Origin of the sequence: Citrobacter sp. wls708 (assembly GCF_005281255.1) — a bacterium.
Taxonomy (GTDB): Bacteria; Pseudomonadota; Gammaproteobacteria; order Enterobacterales; family Enterobacteriaceae; genus Citrobacter; species Citrobacter werkmanii.
The window spans coordinates 79,359-97,972 of sequence record NZ_SZXE01000003.1; the positions used below are offsets into that span (position 1 = coordinate 79,359).

Below are 18,614 nucleotides of genomic sequence, written 5' to 3' on the forward strand. Positions count from 1 at the left end.
ATATCCTTGTGCCTTATCGCTGTCACTCTGTGCAGAATCAATCACACTCATTTAAGTTGGCCAGAAATGGGGAAAAACAATGAAGCCAGCCATACTGGTTGTGGATGATGACGAGGCTGTCTGCACGCTATTACAGGATGTGCTGAGCGAGCACGTCTTTGCAGTGAGCGCGTGCCATAGCGGACAGGAGGCGCTGCGCTGCATTGAGACTCAGCCGGATATTGCTCTGGTATTGCTGGACATGATGTTGCCCGATATCAACGGTCTGATGGTGCTGCAGCAGGTGCAAAAGATGAGGCCCGGATTACCGGTAGTCATGCTGACGGGCTTAGGTAGTGAGTCGGATGTGGTGGTCGGGCTGGAAATGGGCGCTGACGACTATATTGGGAAACCGTTCAATGCGCGGGTGCTGGTGGCACGGGTAAAGGCGGTGCTCAGACGCGTGGGCGTGTTGACGCCTGAAAGCGGCAGCCCGCAAACCACGGGGCTTTCCTTTAATGGCTGGCATCTGGATACCGCCGGTTGCCAGTTACATAATCCTCAGCAACTGAAGGTGGAACTGACGCAGGGTGAGTACAGCCTGCTGCTGGCGCTGGCGCAAAACGCTCGTCGGGTGCTCAGCCGCGAGCAATTGCTGGAACTGACGCGCAGCGACAGCGTTGAGGTATTTGACCGCACCATTGATGTGTTAATCATGCGGCTGCGGCGCAAAATAGAGAACAACCCGCACCAGCCAATGCTGATCAAAACCCTGCGTGGGCTGGGCTACGTGTTTGCCGCCGATGTGCAGCATCACGATAAGGCGGCGTGAGCGTGCGCAGTTGCCCGATGCGGCGTAAACGCCTTATCCGGCCTACAAAAGCGATAACGGCCCCGTAGGCCAGATAAGCGCAGCGCATCAGCCATCAGCCATAGTCGCTTTTAACTCTGTCAGCGTTTTCGCGCCATCTATCGCGTTGGCGCACAGCAGGCTTGCGCGCGCACAGGCGTGTGCCAGTCTGATGCTGTCTGCCAGCGACCAGCGCTCATGACAGCCATACAAAAATCCGGCGCAAAACGCATCTCCTGCGCCGACGCTGCCGACAATCTCTTCTTGCGCCAGTAACTGTGACGGTATCCAGATGCCGGCTCGATCCGGTTCTTCACCCCAGGCGCCTTCCGGACAGTGAATCACCACCCGCTGGCGCACGCCTGCATCCAGCAGTTCGCGCGCGGCGGTAGCGATATGGGGAATATGCAGCTCGCCGTTGGGCTGGCGAATCTCCAGCCCGCTGAACTCTCCGGCCTCCAGCTCGTTAATCACCAGATAGTCGAGATGGCGCAGGGCCGGCATCACCAGAGGCTGGTAGCGCGGGTCGCCCTTACGCGACACCAGATCCAGGGACGTTTCAAAGCCGTTGTCGCGCATTTGCGCCAGCAGCCGTGCGCTACGCGTCCCGTACTCCTCATCCGGCATGTCCAGACTGTCGAGCAGCAGCAGATAGCCAAGATGGAAGATTTTCATCGAGGTATCCAGTTGCTCAAAGGCGGGTAAGTCCAGTAGTCGATTGGCGCCGGGCGAGTGAAAAAAGGTTCGCTGCCCGCTGGGGTCGGTCATCACCTGCGACATCGACGTGGGGGCGAATGTGGTGCGCTGCACATGCTGGCGATTAACGTGATACTGCTCCAGCATCGCCATGATGTAGTCGCCGTCGCTGTCCTGACCGATTAACCCCACCGCCTGCAGCGGCAATCCGGTGTGCATTTTCGCCAGCGTCAGCAGCACGTTCAGCGGCGCACCACCCGTGGCGCGTTCGCTTCGAGTGATTTCCGCCAGCCAGCCGCGTTCCGGCCATTGCACAATTTGATGGACATGATCGACCAGCATGTTGCCTGCGGCGATAACGCCTTTGCGTTCCATCAGACCTGCCCCGCGCTGCCAAAAATGCGCATTTGTTCTGAAACGGTATCGGTAATGGCCTCTTCAATAGCCAGCAGCAGTTCGGCAAACTCGTCGTACAGCGGCTGGCGATTGGCCATCCGTGACTCTACCGCTGTCAGCGCCGCCTGCGACATGCCGGTGTAGAAGTTGATTTTGTGAATACCGAGTTCAATTGCGCGCTTGAAATCGTCATTGCTGATGCCGGAGCCGCCGTGCAGTACCAGCGGGATCGCCGCCTGCTGGCGAATAGCGTCCAGACGCGGGAAGTCTAGCACCGGTTCGCCTTTATATTTGCCGTGCGCATTGCCAATGGCGACCGCCAGCGCGTCAATTCCGGTTCTGTCGACGAAATCACGCGCCATCATCGGGTCGGTAAACAACGATTCGTCAGCATGACCGTACAGCGCGCCGCCTTCATCGCCACCCACTGCGCCCAGTTCGGCTTCCACCGAGACGCCGATGGCGTGGCACATCTTCACCACTTCGCGGGTCTGGCGGATATTTTCTTCATACTCCAGCGTGGAGCCATCGAACATCACTGAACTGAAACCTAAGCGTAGCGCCCGCACCACTGACTCAAAGTGCAGGCCGTGGTCAAGGTTCAGCACCACCGGAATGTCGTGCCTGGCGGCTTCAAATTTGACCGCTTCGACCAGAGAATCCAGCGAGATATATTTAAAATGTACTTCGGCGATGTTGATAATGAACGGCGAACGTTCCTGTTTAGCCGCGGCAAACAGGGCGCGCAGGAAATGTGAGTCCAGAACGTTAAACGCGCCTAAAGCATAGCGGTGCTCGCGGGCATGGGCCAGGCCATCGGCGAGGGATATTAACGGCATAATGCGCTCCTTGGTTAGCGGAACAGGCGATACTCGTTACACAGCACCAGCTGCGCCGGTTCATCTTCTTCAATGTCGTTATAACGGGTGATAGGTTGCAGAAAATGGTTATCGTGGTCGTCGTCATTAACAGATGAGACCTCGCCAACCAGCACGTCGCCAAAACCTTTTTCCGCCCAGAAGCTGTGATACAGGCCCGGCGGCAGGCAGATGCTCTCCCCCGGCGTCAGGCGTAGTTGGCTGCCCGCGGCATGGGTTTGCCGACAGCCATCAATCACCACGTTCACGTCGCTATCCTCTGTTTGCTCCCGGAGCCCCGCATTCCACAGTTCCACAATTAAATTACCGCCGCCACGATTGATAATATCTTCGCGTTTGCGCCAGTGAAAATGCATCGGCGTGACCTGCGCCTCGCGAACATGCATGATTTTCTCGGCGTAGCATTTCTCGTAAGGCATACCTTTCGGCGAACCATTACGCAGGGTGAACAGCGTTAACCCTTGCGCGGCGAAATTGTTGCCGCCAAATGCGGTGACATCCCAACCGAGCTTAAGGTCGAAAACTTCGCTCCAGGCAGAGGCATCAAGCTTGCGCCATTGGGTCGGCGGGAAACTGGCGAAAGGGGGGAGGTGCACGTCGTGCAGAGAAAAAAACTGGCGCGTGTGGCCAAGGATTTCGTTTATTGCGGAGCGTTTCATCGCAGAATTCTCCTTAGAATAATGCCGGATGGCGCTGCGCTTCTCCGGCCTACAAATTGATACCGATCTTGTAGGCCGGAGAAGGCATTTTGCCGCTATCCGGCGTTGCTGTGGCGGGTTATTTCACCGTCCAACCTTTATAATTGGCAACGTTGTTTTTATCGATCATTGTCACCGGGATCAGCACGGGCTCTTTTGGGGCGGGTTTCCCCTGCAGTATGTCATAGCCGATTTCGACCGCTTTGGCAGCCATCACCTGCGGATCTTGTGCTGGCGTCGCCACAAATAATGAGTTTTCGCGCTTCAGCGCCTCTTCACCGTCTGGCGATCCGTCGACGCCGACAATAAAGAATTCGTTACGCTGTGCCTGTTTTGCCGCCAGATCGGCACCGATCGCCGTGGGATCGTTAATGGCGAATACACCGTCGATCTTCGGATTTGCCGCCAGCAGCGCGGTCATGATCTCCAGCCCGCCCTCGCGGCTGCCTTTGGCGTTTTGGTTATACGACAGCACTTTGATGTCCGGATGGCGTTTGAACTCGGTCTGGCAACCTTCCACACGGTTCTGGACGGCGGAAACCGGTGGTCCGTTGATGATGACGACGTTGCCTTTCCCTTTCAGACGGTCGGTAATGTATTTGCAGGCCATTTCACCCGCCTGAGTGTTATCGGAGGTGATGGTCGCGTCTGCGCCTTCCGCCGCCACGTCAACGGCCACCACCACAATCCCGGCGTCTTTCGCGCGTTTTACCGCCGGACCGATGCCTTTGGAGTCCGCGGCGTTAAGGATGATCATGTCGACTTTGGCGGCAATAAAGTTGTCGATCTGCGACACCTGTTGCCCGAGATCGTAGCCGCTGGAGACCAGCGTCACTTTGACGCTATCACCCGCCAGCTTGCGTGCTTCCAGCTCCGCGCCTTTGGTTATTTGCACGAAGAATGGGTTCGCCAGGTCGCCCACCGTAACGCCGATCGATTTCAGTTCTTTTGCCTGCACAAACGGAGCTGCAGCAAGCAGTGCGCCAGCACAGAGCGCGGTCACTAATGGCTTCAAACGCATACTCGTTTCCTCACGTAGGGTATTGTTGTTATACGCCTGATGGCGCTGCGCTTATCAGGCCTGCGAAGGGGTAGGCCAGTAAGCTTGTCTATGCACTTTGATGATGTCGGGTACGGTATTTGTCGATCAGCACCGCTATGATGATCACCGCCCCTTTGATCACCAGTTGCCAGAAATAGGAGACGCCCATCAGCGTCATGCCGTTGTTGAGCGTAGCGATGATCAGCGCCCCCACCAGCGTGCCGGTGATGGTGCCGATCCCGCCGACAAAGCTGGTGCCGCCGAGGATTACCGCCGCGATGGCGTCCAGCTCGTAACCCATACCTAAGTTGCCGTTGGCGCTGTACAGCCGCGAGGCGCTCATCACCCCGCCCAGACCTGAAAGCAAACCGCTGATGCCGTAGACGAACAGCAGCACCAGCCACACTTTGATCCCGGTTAAGCGTGCGGCCTGCATGTTGCCGCCGACCGCGTAGATATGAACGCCGAGCGTGGTGCGGCGCAGAATAAACCAGCACACCACCACCACCGCCAGCGCAATGATTACCAGCCACGGAACCGGGCCGAGATAGTTGTTGCCGATCCATTCAAAACTGATGTTGGAGTTAATCACCGTGGTGCCATCGGCCAACAGATAGGCCGCGCCGCGCAGCGCGGTATAGGTTCCAAGCGTGACGATAAACGGCGGAAGCCCGGCAAAAGCCACCAGCGCACCGTTAAACAGCCCCAGCACCAGGCCGAGCATCAGCGCCGCCGGAATCGACAGCATGGCAAACTCAGGAATAAGAGAAACGACCATCGCCGCAACGGCGGTGGTGCCGAGAATCGAGCCAACTGAGAGATCGATCCCGCCGGTCAAAATGATGAAGGTCATGCCAGCCGCCAGCACGATGTTGATCGAGGCCTGGCGGGTAATATTCAGCAGGTTGCTTTCGGTGAAAAAGTTGGGCGCGATAAAGCCAAATACCGCCACAATCAGGATCAAAATCGGCAAGATACCGACTGTTTGCATCAGATCGCTCATCAGCATCTTTTTTGCGGTGGTGGATTTCGCCACCTGCTGGGGAGTGGTTGGATTATTCATGGGGCACCGCCTGATGATGGGAGTCGTTCACGCCGGTCGCCAGCGTCATAATATTTTCCTGGGTAATACTTTGTCCGTTCAGCTCGCCGGCAATGCTGCCTTCGCGCATGACGTACACGCGATCGCTCATGCCAACGACTTCCGGCAATTCGCTGGAGATCATCAGGATCGCCACGCCTTTGCGCGCCATGTCGTTCATGATCCGGTAGATCTCGCTTTTCGCGCCAACGTCTACCCCACGCGTGGGTTCATCGAGGATCAAAATGCGTGGGCCGATCGCCACCCAGCGCGAGATCAACAATTTTTGCTGATTACCGCCGGACAGCCCACCTGCGCGTACCTGCGCGTGCGGAACGCGAATGTTGAGCAGTTTGATAGCGTCATCGGAAATGGCCTGCGCCTTTTTGCGATCGAGCATACCCCAGTTGGCATCGCGCTCCAGCGTCGCCATGGTGATGTTCTCTGCTGCCGCCAGTTCTAAAAACAGCCCTTGTTCTTTGCGGTTCTCGGTCAGAAAGCCGATGCCGTGATCAATCGCCTCGCGCGGGGAGTGGATCACCACCGGTTCACCGTCTACTTCAATCATGCCGCCGACGGCTTTACGCACGCCAAAAATCAGCTGCGCCAGTTCGGAGCGCCCGGCGCCAACTAACCCGGCGAGGCCGACGATCTCCCCGGAGCGCACCAATAAGCTGCACGGCTGGACTTTATGACCGTCGGTCAGGTGGTGGACGTTGAGGCGCGCTTTACCTAAGGGAATATCGCGCTCTTTGTTGAACAGATCGCTTAGCGGACGGCCCACCATCATGCGCACCAGTTCAGGGGCGTTGAGCTTGTCGCGGGTCAGGCTACCGACGTATTGCCCGTCGCGCAGGACGCTGACGCGATCGGAGAGTTCGTACACTTCGGCCATGCGGTGGCTGATGTAAATAATCGCCATCCCTTCATCGCGCAGGCGCATGATCAGTTCGAACAGGCGGTGGGTTTCACGTGAGGAGAGGGCGGCGGTGGGTTCATCCATCACCAGAATGCGGCTGTTACGGTGCAGAGCGCGGGCGATTTCCACCTGCTGCTGTTCGGCGATAGTCAATGTCATCACGCGATCGCTGGCCTTAAACTGGGCGCCGAGTCGGTCGATGACTTTCTGCGACTGCAGCACCATCTCTTTACGCTGGACCAGACCGCCGCGCGACAGCTCGCTGCCAAGAAAGATATTTTCCGCCACCGTCAGGTTGGGCGCCAGCTGCATCTCCTGGTAAATCAGCGTGATGCCCGCGCTGAGCGCATCTTTTGGCCCACGAATGTGGAACGGCTGACCGTCAATCAGGATCTCGCCGCTGGTGGCGGTGTAGGCGCCCGCGAGGATTTTCATCAGCGTGCTTTTCCCCGCGCCATTCTCGCCCATCAGGGCATGAATCTCACCCGGCCAGACGGTTAAATCGACCCCTTTCAGCGCGTAAAATTTGCCAAACGCTTTGGCAATGTTGCGCATCTCCAGAACCGGTGTCCTGCTCATAGCGGATCTCCTGTGGGGTGGCCGATATCAGCAGTCCATCACAGGAATGTAAATGCAAAATGTCAGAAGCCGTTCATATTTGTCATATTGCGATTTTTCTTCACGGAGCGTGATATGCCGCAACCGGGACGTCACTTTTTCGCCAGTGCGCGCGGACGATTACTGTTCTTCAATCTGCTGGTGGTGGCGGTCACGCTGATGGTGAGCGGCGTGGCGGTGCTGGGGTTTCAGCATGCCAGTCAAATTCAGGAGCAGGTACAGCAGCAAACCGTTGATGACATGACCGGCAGCATGAACCTGGCGCGTGATACGGCGAACGTAGCAACGGCGGCGGTGCGGCTGTCGCAGGTTGTCGGCGCGCTGGAATACAAAGGTGAAGCGGAGCGGTTGCAGGAGACCCAGCGGGCGCTGAAGCATTCGCTGCAACAACTGGCTGGCGCCCCGCTGGCGCAGCAGGAGCCGGTGCTGGTCGAGCGTATTATCCAGCGCAGCAATGAGTTACAAAGCAGTGTGGAAGGTATGTTGCAGCGCGGACAGCGGCGGCATCTGGAACGTAACGCGCTGCTCAGTTCGCTGTATCAGAATCAAAGCTATTTGCGCCATCTGCAAACGCTTACCGGCGCGCAGGATGACATGCTGCTGGGGCAAATAGACCGCTTGATCGTTGCCGCCATTGAGACTCCCACGCCGCGATCGGTAGTGAAACAACTCGACAGCGTGATGACCGCGCTGCCTTTACATCACTCCAGCCCGTTGATAAGCAGAATCCTCAACGATTTCAATCAGGAATTGCATAAGCTGGAGCCGCTTTCTTCCGCGCTGGAGCAGAGCGATCTGGCGATCAACTGGTATATGTTTCATATCAAAGCGCTGGTGGCGATCCTTAATAGCGATATCAATCAATATGCCTCGCAGGTGGCGCTGATTTCTGAGCAGCGGGTGGCGCAAAGCCATCAGGAACTGCAATCCGGCGCGTTGTTTATTATGGTGTTTGCGTTGCTGGCCGTAGTGATTACCGGTTTTGCCGGTTGGTATATCTATCGCAACCTCGGCTCTAACCTGACGGCAATTTCGCAGGCGATGACCCGGCTGGCGCACGGTGAATCGGACGTCAGCGTTCCGGCCCTGCAGCGGCGCGATGAGCTGGGCGAACTGGCCCGCGCTTTTAGTGTCTTTGCCCGTAACACCGCTTCGCTGGAGCACACCACCCGATTACTCAAAGAAAAAACCAGCCAAATGGAAATCGACCGCACCGAGCGCCAGGAACTGGAAGAGGCGCTGCTGCACAGCCAAAAGCTGAAGGCGGTGGGGCAACTGACGGGCGGATTAGCGCATGATTTCAATAACCTGCTGGCGGTGATTATTGGCAGTCTGGACCTGGTGAACCCAGACTCACCCGATGCGCCGCGGGTCAATCGGGCGCTTAAAGCCGCCGAGCGCGGGGCGCTGCTTACCCAGCGGCTGCTGGCCTTTTCGCGCAAGCAATCTTTGCATCCCCACGCGGTGGAGCTGAAAACGCTGCTGGAAAACTTGGGCGAACTGATGCGTCATTCGCTCCCGGCCACGCTGACGCTGGAGATTGAAGCCCAGTCTCCCGCCTGGCCCGCGTGGATTGACGTCAGCCAACTGGAAAATGCCATTATCAATCTGGTGATGAACGCCCGTGACGCCATGGACGGGCAGGCGGGCACGATTAAAATCCGTACCTGGAACCAGCGGGTCACGCGCAGCGATGGGCGTAAGCAGGATATGGTGATGCTGGAGGTCGCCGACCAGGGCTGCGGGATGTCGCAGGAGGTGAAAGCTCAGGTCTTTGAACCGTTTTTCACCACCAAACAGACCGGCAGCGGCAGCGGGCTGGGGTTATCAATGGTCTACGGCTTTGTACGTCAGTCCGGCGGGCGTGTGGAGATTGAAAGCGCTCCCGGGCAGGGAACGACGGTCAGGTTGCAGCTTCCTCGCGCCGTAGTACCGGTACAGGCTGAGGCAGAACCGATAGCGGAACACGCGGCTAATAGTGGTGAAAAACTGGTGCTGGTGCTTGAGGACGAGGCTGATGTGCGCCAGACGTTGTGTGAGCAATTACACCTGCTGGGCTACCTGACATTAGAAGCCGCCAACGGGGAACAGGCGATGCATATGCTGGCAGCTTCATCCGAGATTGATATTTTTATCAGCGACGTCATGCTGCCCGGTGGTTTAAGCGGCGTGGATGTGGTTAATCATGCCCAGGCACATTATCCGCAACTGAACATCCTGCTGATGAGCGGTCAGGATTTGCGTCCGGCCCATAACCCGGCGCTGCCGGATGTGGCGTTATTGCGTAAACCCTTTACCCGCACAGAACTGGCGCAAGCGCTGCGGCATTCGCGTAATTGAGATTCCTCCGCTACTCGCGCAAATTCGCTTTGATTACCGTGGAGTGAGTTTCTTGATGAGGCTGGTTTTATGCAACGCTCGGCGACATTCTTACTTTTCTCTCTGCTGATGATGACCACCGTTTCGGCGCAGGCGGATATTATCGATGATGCCATCGGCAATATTCAGCAGGCGATTAACGACGCATACAAACCGGACAACGGGCGGGATTATGATGACGCTCGTGATGAAAGCTGGCAGCGTCAGATGAGTGACGATCGGCGCAGGCAGTATGATAATCGCCGTCGCCAGTTTGAAGACCGACGTCGCCAACTGGATGACCGTCAGCGTCAGCTTGATCAGGAACGACGTCAGTTAGAAGACGAAGAACGCAGAATGGAAGAGGATTACGATCGTTAGCGCAATCTTTCGCTGGCAAGGTTATAGACTTCACTACGCTCGCGTTTACCGACGGCAACGACCGCGATGACCAGGGTGTCGTCAATAACTTGATAAACAAGACGAAACCCTGAAGTTCGTAGTTTGATTTTATAGCAATCTTTTATTCCCCTGAGCTTTGCTGAAGGGACATGCGGGTTTTCACAGCATTTCTTTAGTTTTTTGGCAAACTGCTGCTGAATAGCTTTATCAAGTTTTTGCCACTCTTTCAGCGCATCTTCCCTGAACTTTACCGTATAACTCATAAATAGCTGTCCAGGTCCACATCCACCAGGGGTTGTTGGCTACGTTCATGGACTAATTTAACCAGTTGCTGATCGTCCAGCGCATCCAGCATTTTTTCGTAAAGCTCTGCTGGCACACAATAAAATGCGGGCTGGTTACGGTTCAGGATGGCGACCGGAAAGCCATCTCCTGCGCTGACAGTTGCCATAGGATTTTTTTTCAACTCACTCACGCTGGCGGTGGTATCGCTTAAGATGATATGCGGCATAATGGCTCCTAAAGACCGTTTAACTGGTCTTAATATAGGACGCAAAAGACCTGTTAACAAGTCTTATTATGGTGTGTGATCGCTAATCCAGCACAATCTCCATCCCGTCATATCCTGCTTCGATGCCTGTCGGCAGCGGATTTTCCATCAGCCACAGATCAAACTGATGGCTGATATGCGTCAGGATAACCCTTGGACAGCGGATAACCTCGTTCAGCGCGATGACGGTATTGAGATCGCAATGATTGCGCGGCGGTTCGGCGCGCGGGGCATGGCTGCAGTCGATGATAATCACCTGCGGTGGGTTATTGTGGAGAAACTTCTGCGTCTTATCGGGAAGCCCGGCGGTGTCGGAGAACCACGCCACCCGGCTGTGCGCGGTCTCGAACAAATAGCCAAACGTCAGCTTTGAATGGTTGAGCGGCAGCGGCGTTACCTGCAACCCTTGCAGGTCAAATACCACGAACGGCGCAACGGTATGGCTAAAATCGAGAATACCGGGATGCTTAAACAGATCGTCGCAACCCTGCTCATCCGGTGGACCGTACACCGGGATGCTCGCCCCCACGCCCCAGCGCAACGGAAACAGTCCTTGCACATGATCCATATGATAGTGGGTCAGCAGAAATTGCTGAAAGCTGCCCGCTGGCCAGTCGTCCATCAGATGCGGGATCCCCGCGTCCAGCAGGGTTACCGCATGATTGAATTTGACCACCCCGCTACAGGGGCGTCGACGGTATTGCGCCTGTACGCGCGCCCGCTGACAGGCCGCGCAGCCGCAGCCAAATGCCGGCACCAACTGCGCGCCGCCGGTTCCCGTCAGCGTAATGGTCAGACTCATGGCTCCCCCTACAACGGTTTGGTGAAGCGGAAATGGCTCTGGGTATAGCCTTCGCGCTGGTAGAAACGGTGCGCGTTAAGGCGTTGGGTGCTGGTGGAAAGCTCAGTCATTTCTGCGCCAGCTTCGCGTGCGGTGGCTTCGGCCCAGGCCAGTAGCTGACTGCCTACCGTTAATCCTCGCGCCTGTGGCATCACCACCAGTTCCTGAATCTCGCCAATCCAGTTGGCGTGGTGCAGATGAAACTGCAGGTGCAGACCGATCAAGCCGACGACTTCTCCGTCGAGCAGCGCCAATTGGTAGTGCATATTAGGATCTTGCAGATTCGCGGCGTATCCGGCGCTAAAGGTCTGGCGATCGAATTGTCCCTGCTTGAGTTCACAGATAAGCGCGTAAACCGCATCGGTATCGTAGAGCGTGGCGCGGCGTAATTCACAGACAGACATGTTTCTTCTCCTTGCGTCCCATCAGGGCGAGCAGTGTATCGACAGACTGTAGCAAACTGCCATCATTGTTGAGGACGTGGCAGTCATACGGCGCGTAGCGGGCCGCGCGTTCAAGGCGGGCGGCGATTTCCGTTTCACTCTCCCGCCCACGCGCCTGCAGACGCTGGCGTAGAATCGCTGGGGAAACCTGTAAGCAAATAGGAAGTAACGACGCGCCATAACGAGCCTGCGCTTGGGGCAGATGGGCGCGCGATCCGTTGACCACCACATCAAAACCGGCGTGCAGCCAGAGGTCAATCTCCACGCCCACGCCGTAGTAGAAGCCGTTTGCATGCCAGCTCAGCGCCAGCAGATTCTGCCCGGCGCGGGTAAAAAATTCTTGTTCACTCAGCGCAATATGATTTTCATTCCCGGCGTTAGCGGCACGGGTGATGTATCGATGCGCCACCAGCAGTTGCGCGGGTTCCTGCAGGCGGAGTTCCGCCAGCAGACTGTCCTTACCAGAGCCGGATGGCCCCATCAGCCAGATCAGTTTCCCCATAGTCAGAATACCCTTTTGCCCTGACGCCAGACGTGGTCGATATGGATGTTGCCGCCTTTGCGATGTGCCAGCACCAGATCCGCCCGTTTACCTTCGGCAACAACGCCGCGATCGTCGAGATTCAATGCCCGCGCCGGATTGCGGGTCACCAGACGAATCGCCTGCGGCAGCGTAAAGCGGTTGGCGTCGTCATCCGCTACGCGAAATGCCGCGTCGAGCAGGCTGGCGGGGTAGTAATCGGAGGAGAGAATATCCAGTAACCCCAGCTCAGCCAGCTTATGCGCCGCCACATTGCCGGAATGAGATCCTCCGCGCACGATGTTTGGCGCGCCCATCAGCACGTTCATTCCGTGCTGGCGCGAGGCTTCAGCCGCCGCGAAAGTGGTAGGAAATTCGGCGATTACGCTGCCAAGTTGGTGCGATTCCAGCACATGTTCGCTGGTGGCATCGTCATGGCTCGCCAGCGCGATATTACGTTCGCGGCAAAGCTGGGCGATGGCGTTACGATTGGGCTGTGACCAGCGTGCGGCGAGGGCCAACTGTTCTTCTTCATAGCGGGCCATCTGCTCGTCGGTGAGCGAATATTTGCCCTGATAATACTCGTGGTACTTTTCTCGATTGGCGAACTGGCGCTGGCCCGGCGAATGATCCATCAGTGAAACCAGCGTCACCGGCTCGCGCCCGACCAGTTTTTCAAACAGCGGCAGGGTGGTGTGGTGCGGCAGTTCGCAGCGCAGATGCAGGCGGTGTTCGGCGCGATTGACCCCGCGTTTTTGCGTCTCTTCCACGGCGTTGATCATCTTCTCCAGATTTTCCAGCCGATCGCCGCCGTCGCGCACGTCGCCAATCGCCACCGCGTCCAGCACGGTAGTAATGCCGCTGGCGACCATAAGCGCGTCATGGCTGCTCATCGCCGAGTGGGCAGGCCAGTCGACCTTCGGGCGCGGGGTGAAGAATTTATCCAGATTATCGGTATGCAGCTCAATCAACCCTGGCAGCAGCCAGCCGCCTTCGCCGTCTAAAGCCTCCGGCAGACGGCTCTGGGTTTCGGCAAAGGCGCGAATAACCCCGCCCGCAATTTCCAGCGATCCTTGCACCACTTCATCTTCCAGAACCAGCTTTACATTGTTGATAATCATGCTGTTGTTCCCATCAGGTGCAGACGGTCCGCTACGCGGTCGCGCACGGTTTGATCGTGAAAAATACCGACAATGGCTGCGCCGCGGGCTTTCGCCTCTTCAATCAACGCCACCACGGCAGCGCTGTTTTTGGCGTCCAATGAGGCGGTCGGCTCATCGAGCAGCAAAATAGGGTAATCGACGATAAACCCGCGGGCGATGTTAACGCGCTGCTGTTCGCCACCGGAAAAGGTCGATGGCGCCAGGTGCCACAGGCGTTCCGGTACGTTGAGACGCGTTAACAGGCTGGCGGCTTTCGCGGCGCATTCTTCACGGGATACGCCGAGATCCAGCAGCGGCTGCATCACCACATCCATGGCGCAGACACGGGGGATCACGCGCAGAAACTGGCTCACCCAGCCGATGGTTGAACGGCGAACTTCCAGCACTTTGCGCGCCGGGGCCTGCACCAGATCGACCCATTCATCGCTGTGGCGAATGTGGATGTGCCCTTCATCCGGCAGGTAGTTGGCGTACAGCGAACGCAGCAACGTGGATTTACCGCTGCCCGAATGACCGTGCAGCACCACGCATTCGCCGCTTTTCACTGCCAGAGTGGCGTTTTGCAGCACTGGCAGACGTACGCCGTTTTGCTGGTGGAGCACGAAGGTTTTACTGACATTTTCAACGCGAATCATTTTTGCCTCGAGATTTCTTGCCGGATGGCGGCTGCGCCTTATCCGGCCTACAAAAGTGCGATCCAGGTAGGCCCGATAAGCGCAGCGCCATCGGGCACAACAAAAAATCAGTTCTGCAATACGGACGACACCAGCAGCTGGGTATACGGATGATGCGGATCGTCGAGCACGCGGTCGGTTAACCCACTTTCCACTACCTGACCCTGCTTCATCACCAGCAAACGGTCCGCCAGCAGACGCGCCACGCCCAGATCGTGGGTGACAATCACCACCGCCAGATCCAGTTCCACCACCAGGCCGCGCAGCAGATCCAGCAGTTTGGCCTGTACCGATACGTCCAGCCCGCCGGTGGGTTCATCCATAAACACCAGCTTCGGGTGGGTGACGAGGTTACGGGCGATCTGCAGGCGTTGCTGCATGCCGCCGGAGAAGGTGGTCGGCAGGTCGTCGATACGTGAGGCGGGGATCTCCACCTCCTCCAGCCAACGCTGCGCGGTGGCGCGAATGTCGCCATAGTGGCGCGCGCCGGTGGCCATCAGGCGTTCGCCGATATTGCCGCCTGCGGAAACCTGACGGCGCAGGCCATCCAGCGGATGCTGATGCACCACGCCCCACTCGGTGCGCAGCAGACGGCGGCGGTCGGCCTCGTTCATGTCGTACAACGAACGGTTCTGATACAAAATTTCACCGTTCTGTGGCGTCAGACGTGAAGAGATTGATTTCAGCAGAGTGGTTTTGCCGGAACCGGACTCGCCGACGATGCCCAGCACTTCGCCAGGCCACAGGTCAAACGAGACGTCGCTGAAGCCTTTGCCCGGCGCGTAGAGATGAGTCAGGTTGTTGACTGAAAGCAGCGGTTGCGTCATTTGCTGAGAGCCTCGCTCTGTTGGCGGCAGTAGTCGGTGTCGGAACAGACAAACATGCGTTTGCCGGTGTCATCGAGCACCACTTCATCGAGATAGCTGTGGGTAGAGCCGCAGATGGCGCAAGGCTCATCCCAGCTCTGCACGGTAAACGGGTGATCGTCGAAATCGAGGCTCTCTACGCGGGTGTAAGGTGGAACGGCATAGATGCGCTTTTCACGACCAGCGCCAAACAGTTGCAGGGCCGGCATCATGTCCATCTTCGGATTGTCGAATTTCGGGATGGGCGATGGGTCCATGACGTAGCGGTTATTGACCTTCACCGGATAGGCGTAGGTCGTGGCGATATGGCCGAAGCGGGCGATATCTTCATACAGTTTCACCTGCATGATGCCGTACTCTTCCAGCGCGTGCATGGTGCGGGTTTCCGTTTCGCGCGGTTCAATAAAGCGCAGTGGCTCAGGGATTGGCACCTGGAAAATGATTATCTGATCTTCCACCAAGGGTGTTTCCGGGATGCGGTGGCGGGTCTGGATCAGCGTGGCGTCTTCGGTACGTTCCGTCGTCACCACGCCCGTCACGCGTTTGAAGAAATTGCGGATCGACACGGCGTTGGTGGTGTCGTCTGCGCCCTGGTCAATCACCTTCAGCACGTCCGGTTCGCCAATCACGCTGGCGGTAAGCTGAATGCCGCCCGTGCCCCAGCCGTAGGGCATCGGCATTTCGCGTCCGCCGAACGGCACCTGATAGCCGGGGATGGCTACCGCTTTTAAAATGGCGCGGCGGATCATGCGTTTGGTCTGTTCATCAAGATACGCAAAGTTGTAGCCGGAGAGGTTAGCGGTCACGGGCGGCCTCCTGTTGCAGGCGTTTGAGCAATTCCAGTTCGGCCTGGAAATCGACGTAATGGGGGAGTTTGAGGTGCGATACAAAACCCGCCGCCTCGACGTTATCCGCATGCGCCAGCACGAACTCTTCGTCCTGCGCCGGCCCCGTGACCGTTTCATCGTATTCGGCCGCCTGTAAGGCACGGTCCACCAGCGCCATCGCCATCGCTTTACGTTCGCTCATGCCGAACACCAGCCCGTAGCCGCGGGTAAAATGGGGAGATTCGTTCTCTGGCGCGACAAAGCCGTTGACCATTTCACACTCCGTCATCAGCAGTTCGCCGACGTTCACCGCAAATCCCAGCTCTTCCGGTACGGTTTCCAGCGCGACGTAGCCGCTGCGGATCTCGGCGGCAAACGGGTGGTTGCGTCCGTAACCGCGTTGGGTGGAGTAGGCCAGTGCCAACAGATAGCCCTCGTCGCCGCGCATCAGCTGTTGCAGGCGTGAGGCACGCGAGCACGGGTAAACCGGCGGCGTGCGAGTGATATCATCGGGTGCGTCGCCGTTATCTTCTTCGCGTTTTGCCAGCCCCTGGTTTGCCAGCAGGGAAAAGACGTGCGGGGAGGCATCCTGCGTGTTATCCACGCAGCGCAGCGGCGGCGTTTCACCATTGGCCAGCAGGGTAAAATCCAGCAGGCGATGGGTGTAATCGTAGGTTGGACCTAACAGTTGCCCGCCGGGAATGTCCTTGTAGACCGCGGAGATTCGGCGTTCAAGGCGCATTTCCGCACTGTTTACCGGTTCGCTGACTGCCACCTTTGCCAACGTCGTGCGATAGGCGCGCAGCAAAAAGATGGCTTCGACGTTATCGCCGCTGGCCTGCTTTAGCGCCAGCGCCGCCAGTTCGCGGTCGGCGATGCCGCCTTCGGTCATCACCCGGTCGACGGCCAGGTTCATCTGCTGTTCGATTTGCGCGACGCTCAGTTCGGCAATGGTCTCCTCGCCCCGGCGTCGGTTTTCCTGCAGGGCGTGGGCGCTGGCTATCGCCTTTTCGCCCCCTTTGACAGCGACGTACATCAGCACACCTCCACATGAGCCGTTCGCGGAATAGCCAGCAGGCGTTCGCCGCAGGTGAGGATCAGATCGACCCCCAGCGGGAACGGATGAGGGCGTTCGGTGAGTTCGTGAATCAGGCATTCCGGCAGCTGCGGCGCGATCATGCGTTCCTCGGCGATACCGGCGCCGGTCAGACGCAGCATGCGTCCGCCGCTTAAGCCAGAGACCTGAACAATCAGCGTTGCGCTGGTCTCTGGCGCGACGGCGGAACCGGCGGAGAGGGCGTTTAGCTGTTCGCTGCTGATGCGTTCGTCGGCGACAGCAAATGCCGCCAGCTGTGGCTGATCCACCAGCGGCGCGTTGGTATGAAAACGCAGATTCTGCCGGGCAATATCGTTATCCATCGACGGCGCCAGCCAGACCGGCGTGTCGCCATCAACCAGCGTCAGCAGCACGCTGGTGGTTGCCAGGCCCAGCGGCTGCCAGCCATGTTTCAGTTGATGCAGGGCGACGATCACGCCCGGTTCACTCATGGCTTTCAGCAGGCGACGAAAGCTCTGCTGCGCATCCTGAACGGGTAAATTAAAAGCGGTTTGTAAGGTCATGCGTTATCTCCGCGTACCAGCGTGAAGAAGTCGACCCGGCTGGCGTTGATTTCGGCACGGCGTGCGCTAATCAGCGCATCGCGTTCCGCTTCCAGCGGGACAATCAAGGTTTCCATTAAGCTTTGGAAATGCGTTTGTTCCTGCAGCAGGGCGTCAATTACCGCGCACTGCTCGGCATGGTGTTTGTTACGTCCCAGCAGGTAGCTGTAACCCAGCGTGCCGCTCGTCAGGCGCACCACCGCGCGGGTGAGCGTGGTGTCGCCAGCAAAGAAGCGATTGCCGGTACCGCCCATGCGGGCCTGGATTTGCATCAGTCCGCATTCCGGTGCGCGGATAAGTTCATAGTCCGGCGTCAGTTTGAGCGCGTTGATGCGGGCGTTCAGCGCATCGGCATTGCTGTAAGCCAGCGCGCGCATCCAGCGCTGGCGGGTGGCGGTATCGAAATGCATTCAGTGCTCCATAGTGAATTCGATCATGTCGGCGCGGGTCAGGCTGACGGAGTATTCCGCCGCCTGCTCTTCGCCTTCACGGTGGTTCAGGGTGCGCACGCACAGCAGCGGCGCCATGTTGGGGATTTCCAGCACCTTGCTCTCTTTGGCCTGGGCCCGGCGGGCGCTGATGCGTGTTTGCGTGCGCAGGAGCGTCAGACCGGACTGTTCGCGTAAGTAGTCATGCAACGAACCGCTGGTAAAGCCCTGCATAAGCGGCCACAGCGTGAGGTCGGAAAAATAGTGGTCGATTTGGCACAGGGCGATGCCGTTAACCCGGCGCAGAGTGCGCAGGTGAATCACGTTGTCGCCTTCGTTAATGCTGAGCGCGTCGGCAATATGGCTGGAGGCCGGGCGCAGCACCGCCAGCAGTTTTTCGCTGGTGGGGTGGCTACCCTGGTCCAGCAGGTTCTGACTGAAACGCGCCTGGGCATTGAGCGGGTAATCAAACGGGCGCATCAGCACCAGCACGCCGACGCCCTGGCGACGTTGAACCCAACCGCGCTCAACCAACTGGTCAATGGCGCGGCGCAGGGTGTGGCGATTCACCTCGTAGCGCGCGGCAAGCTGCTGCTCGGCGGGCAGATAGTCCCCACAGCGATAATGTTGACGAAGCTCCTGCTCAAGTCTCGCGGCAATTTCCTGATAACGCGTTGGATAACTGGTCGGATGTGTAGACAAGTGCATAGCAATCAATGCCTCGTT

General features: G+C 57.9%; 22 protein-coding genes. 3 read left to right on the plus strand and 19 right to left on the minus strand.

Annotated features, from left to right (window positions below; translation table 11 throughout):
- The first annotated feature begins 79 nt into the window (after positions 1-79).
- On the plus strand, positions 80-811 hold the full coding sequence (locus tag FDW97_RS02105) for a response regulator (RefSeq protein WP_042312951.1): 732 nt from the start codon (positions 80-82) through the stop codon (positions 809-811).
- Positions 812-898: 87 nt separating this feature from the next.
- Here FDW97_RS02105 and FDW97_RS02110 read toward each other — a convergent pair whose 3' ends face one another.
- From FDW97_RS02110 to FDW97_RS02135, 6 genes are all read right to left on the minus strand, one after another.
- Positions 899-1,903 carry a carbohydrate kinase family protein gene (locus FDW97_RS02110; RefSeq protein ID WP_137350596.1) on the minus strand — a complete coding sequence of 335 codons (1,005 nt, stop codon included), beginning with the start codon at positions 1,901-1,903 and terminating at the stop codon, positions 899-901.
- A complete protein-coding gene (locus FDW97_RS02115) occupies positions 1,900-2,760 on the minus strand; it encodes a ketose 1,6-bisphosphate aldolase (protein WP_110496213.1) in 861 nt (286 codons plus the stop codon). The genes FDW97_RS02110 and FDW97_RS02115 overlap by 4 nt, the downstream gene beginning before the upstream one ends.
- 14 nt (positions 2,761-2,774) lie before the next feature.
- The gene (locus FDW97_RS02120; protein WP_085049648.1) at positions 2,775-3,458 is read right to left on the minus strand and encodes a D-lyxose/D-mannose family sugar isomerase; all 684 of its coding nucleotides are present in this window, start codon (positions 3,456-3,458) and stop codon (positions 2,775-2,777) included.
- 118 nt (positions 3,459-3,576) lie between these two features.
- The gene (locus tag FDW97_RS02125; RefSeq protein ID WP_042312943.1) at positions 3,577-4,518 is read right to left on the minus strand and encodes an ABC transporter substrate-binding protein; all 942 of its coding nucleotides are present in this window, start codon (positions 4,516-4,518) and stop codon (positions 3,577-3,579) included.
- Positions 4,519-4,606: 88 nt separating this feature from the next.
- A complete protein-coding gene (locus FDW97_RS02130) occupies positions 4,607-5,602 on the minus strand; it encodes a ribose ABC transporter permease (RefSeq protein ID WP_137350597.1) in 996 nt (331 codons plus the stop codon).
- Positions 5,595-7,118, minus strand: coding sequence for a sugar ABC transporter ATP-binding protein (locus FDW97_RS02135; RefSeq protein WP_069325124.1), 1,524 nt, complete (start codon positions 7,116-7,118; stop codon positions 5,595-5,597). Before FDW97_RS02135 ends, FDW97_RS02130 begins: the two co-directional genes overlap by 8 nt.
- A gap of 114 nt (positions 7,119-7,232) precedes the next feature.
- Between FDW97_RS02135 and FDW97_RS02145 the strand changes: the two genes are divergently transcribed.
- Together FDW97_RS02145 and yjdP are read left to right on the plus strand one after the other, a co-directional pair.
- A complete protein-coding gene (locus tag FDW97_RS02145; RefSeq protein WP_137350598.1) occupies positions 7,233-9,497 on the plus strand; it encodes a hybrid sensor histidine kinase/response regulator in 2,265 nt (754 codons plus the stop codon).
- A gap of 69 nt (positions 9,498-9,566) precedes the next feature.
- On the plus strand, positions 9,567-9,896 hold the full coding sequence (yjdP, locus tag FDW97_RS02150; protein ID WP_069325126.1) for a DDRRRQL repeat protein YjdP: 330 nt from the start codon (positions 9,567-9,569) through the stop codon (positions 9,894-9,896).
- Here the strand turns inward: yjdP and FDW97_RS02155 are convergent.
- The 13 genes from FDW97_RS02155 to phnF form a co-directional block, all read right to left on the minus strand.
- Complete coding sequence (locus FDW97_RS02155; protein WP_085049650.1) at positions 9,893-10,180, minus strand: type II toxin-antitoxin system RelE/ParE family toxin; 288 nt, start codon at positions 10,178-10,180, stop codon at positions 9,893-9,895. The genes yjdP and FDW97_RS02155 overlap by 4 nt on opposite strands.
- The gene (locus tag FDW97_RS02160; protein WP_006688247.1) at positions 10,177-10,428 is read right to left on the minus strand and encodes a type II toxin-antitoxin system Phd/YefM family antitoxin; all 252 of its coding nucleotides are present in this window, start codon (positions 10,426-10,428) and stop codon (positions 10,177-10,179) included. The genes FDW97_RS02155 and FDW97_RS02160 overlap by 4 nt, the downstream gene beginning before the upstream one ends.
- Positions 10,429-10,510: 82 nt before the next feature.
- Positions 10,511-11,269 (minus strand): phosphonate metabolism protein PhnP, encoded by a 759-nt coding sequence (gene phnP / locus FDW97_RS02165; RefSeq protein ID WP_085049651.1) that lies wholly within the window; start codon positions 11,267-11,269, stop codon positions 10,511-10,513.
- An 8-nt stretch (positions 11,270-11,277) separates the two neighbouring features.
- The gene (phnO, locus tag FDW97_RS02170) at positions 11,278-11,712 is read right to left on the minus strand and encodes an aminoalkylphosphonate N-acetyltransferase (protein WP_038636367.1); all 435 of its coding nucleotides are present in this window, start codon (positions 11,710-11,712) and stop codon (positions 11,278-11,280) included.
- Entirely contained in the window at positions 11,699-12,253 is a 555-nt protein-coding gene (phnN, locus tag FDW97_RS02175; RefSeq protein ID WP_038636371.1) for a ribose 1,5-bisphosphokinase, read from the minus strand. Before phnN ends, phnO begins: the two co-directional genes overlap by 14 nt.
- Positions 12,254-12,255: 2 nt before the next feature.
- Positions 12,256-13,392: an alpha-D-ribose 1-methylphosphonate 5-triphosphate diphosphatase gene (phnM, locus tag FDW97_RS02180; protein WP_137350599.1), complete on the minus strand. Its 1,137-nt coding sequence runs from the start codon at positions 13,390-13,392 to the stop codon at positions 12,256-12,258.
- Complete coding sequence (gene phnL, locus FDW97_RS02185) at positions 13,389-14,069, minus strand: phosphonate C-P lyase system protein PhnL (RefSeq protein ID WP_137350600.1); 681 nt, start codon at positions 14,067-14,069, stop codon at positions 13,389-13,391. The genes phnM and phnL overlap by 4 nt, the downstream gene beginning before the upstream one ends.
- 107 nt (positions 14,070-14,176) lie before the next feature.
- On the minus strand, positions 14,177-14,935 hold the full coding sequence (gene phnK / locus FDW97_RS02190; protein ID WP_038636380.1) for a phosphonate C-P lyase system protein PhnK: 759 nt from the start codon (positions 14,933-14,935) through the stop codon (positions 14,177-14,179).
- Positions 14,932-15,723: an alpha-D-ribose 1-methylphosphonate 5-phosphate C-P-lyase PhnJ gene (gene phnJ, locus FDW97_RS02195; RefSeq protein WP_233638396.1), complete on the minus strand. Its 792-nt coding sequence runs from the start codon at positions 15,721-15,723 to the stop codon at positions 14,932-14,934. The genes phnK and phnJ overlap by 4 nt, the downstream gene beginning before the upstream one ends.
- A 46-nt stretch (positions 15,724-15,769) precedes the next feature.
- Positions 15,770-16,837 (minus strand): carbon-phosphorus lyase complex subunit PhnI, encoded by a 1,068-nt coding sequence (locus FDW97_RS02200; protein ID WP_137350601.1) that lies wholly within the window; start codon positions 16,835-16,837, stop codon positions 15,770-15,772.
- A complete protein-coding gene (gene phnH / locus FDW97_RS02205) occupies positions 16,837-17,421 on the minus strand; it encodes a phosphonate C-P lyase system protein PhnH (protein ID WP_137350602.1) in 585 nt (194 codons plus the stop codon). The genes FDW97_RS02200 and phnH overlap by 1 nt, the downstream gene beginning before the upstream one ends.
- A complete protein-coding gene (gene phnG / locus FDW97_RS02210) occupies positions 17,418-17,870 on the minus strand; it encodes a phosphonate C-P lyase system protein PhnG (protein WP_110496201.1) in 453 nt (150 codons plus the stop codon). The genes phnH and phnG overlap by 4 nt, the downstream gene beginning before the upstream one ends.
- A complete protein-coding gene (gene phnF / locus FDW97_RS02215; protein WP_121529854.1) occupies positions 17,871-18,596 on the minus strand; it encodes a phosphonate metabolism transcriptional regulator PhnF in 726 nt (241 codons plus the stop codon). It abuts the gene before it with no gap.
- Positions 18,597-18,614 lie beyond the last annotated feature (18 nt).

Bases quoted from the DNA above. Each gene is read 5' to 3' on its own strand.
- FDW97_RS02105 (WP_042312951.1), top strand. From the start codon at position 80: ATGAAGCCAGCCATACTGGTTGTGGATGATGACGAGGCTGTCTGCACG.
- FDW97_RS02115 (WP_110496213.1), bottom strand. From the start codon at position 2,760: ATGCCGTTAATATCCCTCGCCGATGGCCTGGCCCATGCCCGCGAGCAC.
- FDW97_RS02120 (WP_085049648.1), bottom strand. From the start codon at position 3,458: ATGAAACGCTCCGCAATAAACGAAATCCTTGGCCACACGCGCCAGTTT.
- FDW97_RS02125 (WP_042312943.1), bottom strand. From the start codon at position 4,518: ATGCGTTTGAAGCCATTAGTGACCGCGCTCTGTGCTGGCGCACTGCTT.
- FDW97_RS02130 (WP_137350597.1), bottom strand. From the start codon at position 5,602: ATGAATAATCCAACCACTCCCCAGCAGGTGGCGAAATCCACCACCGCA.
- FDW97_RS02135 (WP_069325124.1), bottom strand. From the start codon at position 7,118: ATGAGCAGGACACCGGTTCTGGAGATGCGCAACATTGCCAAAGCGTTT.
- FDW97_RS02145 (WP_137350598.1), top strand. From the start codon at position 7,233: ATGCCGCAACCGGGACGTCACTTTTTCGCCAGTGCGCGCGGACGATTA.
- yjdP (WP_069325126.1), top strand. From the start codon at position 9,567: ATGCAACGCTCGGCGACATTCTTACTTTTCTCTCTGCTGATGATGACC.
- FDW97_RS02155 (WP_085049650.1), bottom strand. From the start codon at position 10,180: ATGAGTTATACGGTAAAGTTCAGGGAAGATGCGCTGAAAGAGTGGCAA.
- FDW97_RS02160 (WP_006688247.1), bottom strand. From the start codon at position 10,428: ATGCCGCATATCATCTTAAGCGATACCACCGCCAGCGTGAGTGAGTTG.
- phnP (WP_085049651.1), bottom strand. From the start codon at position 11,269: ATGAGTCTGACCATTACGCTGACGGGAACCGGCGGCGCGCAGTTGGTG.
- phnO (WP_038636367.1), bottom strand. From the start codon at position 11,712: ATGTCTGTCTGTGAATTACGCCGCGCCACGCTCTACGATACCGATGCG.
- phnN (WP_038636371.1), bottom strand. From the start codon at position 12,253: ATGGGGAAACTGATCTGGCTGATGGGGCCATCCGGCTCTGGTAAGGAC.
- phnM (WP_137350599.1), bottom strand. From the start codon at position 13,392: ATGATTATCAACAATGTAAAGCTGGTTCTGGAAGATGAAGTGGTGCAA.
- phnL (WP_137350600.1), bottom strand. From the start codon at position 14,069: ATGATTCGCGTTGAAAATGTCAGTAAAACCTTCGTGCTCCACCAGCAA.
- phnK (WP_038636380.1), bottom strand. From the start codon at position 14,935: ATGACGCAACCGCTGCTTTCAGTCAACAACCTGACTCATCTCTACGCG.
- phnJ (WP_233638396.1), bottom strand. From the start codon at position 15,723: ATGATCCGCCGCGCCATTTTAAAAGCGGTAGCCATCCCCGGCTATCAG.
- FDW97_RS02200 (WP_137350601.1), bottom strand. From the start codon at position 16,837: ATGTACGTCGCTGTCAAAGGGGGCGAAAAGGCGATAGCCAGCGCCCAC.
- phnH (WP_137350602.1), bottom strand. From the start codon at position 17,421: ATGACCTTACAAACCGCTTTTAATTTACCCGTTCAGGATGCGCAGCAG.
- phnG (WP_110496201.1), bottom strand. From the start codon at position 17,870: ATGCATTTCGATACCGCCACCCGCCAGCGCTGGATGCGCGCGCTGGCT.
- phnF (WP_121529854.1), bottom strand. From the start codon at position 18,596: ATGCACTTGTCTACACATCCGACCAGTTATCCAACGCGTTATCAGGAA.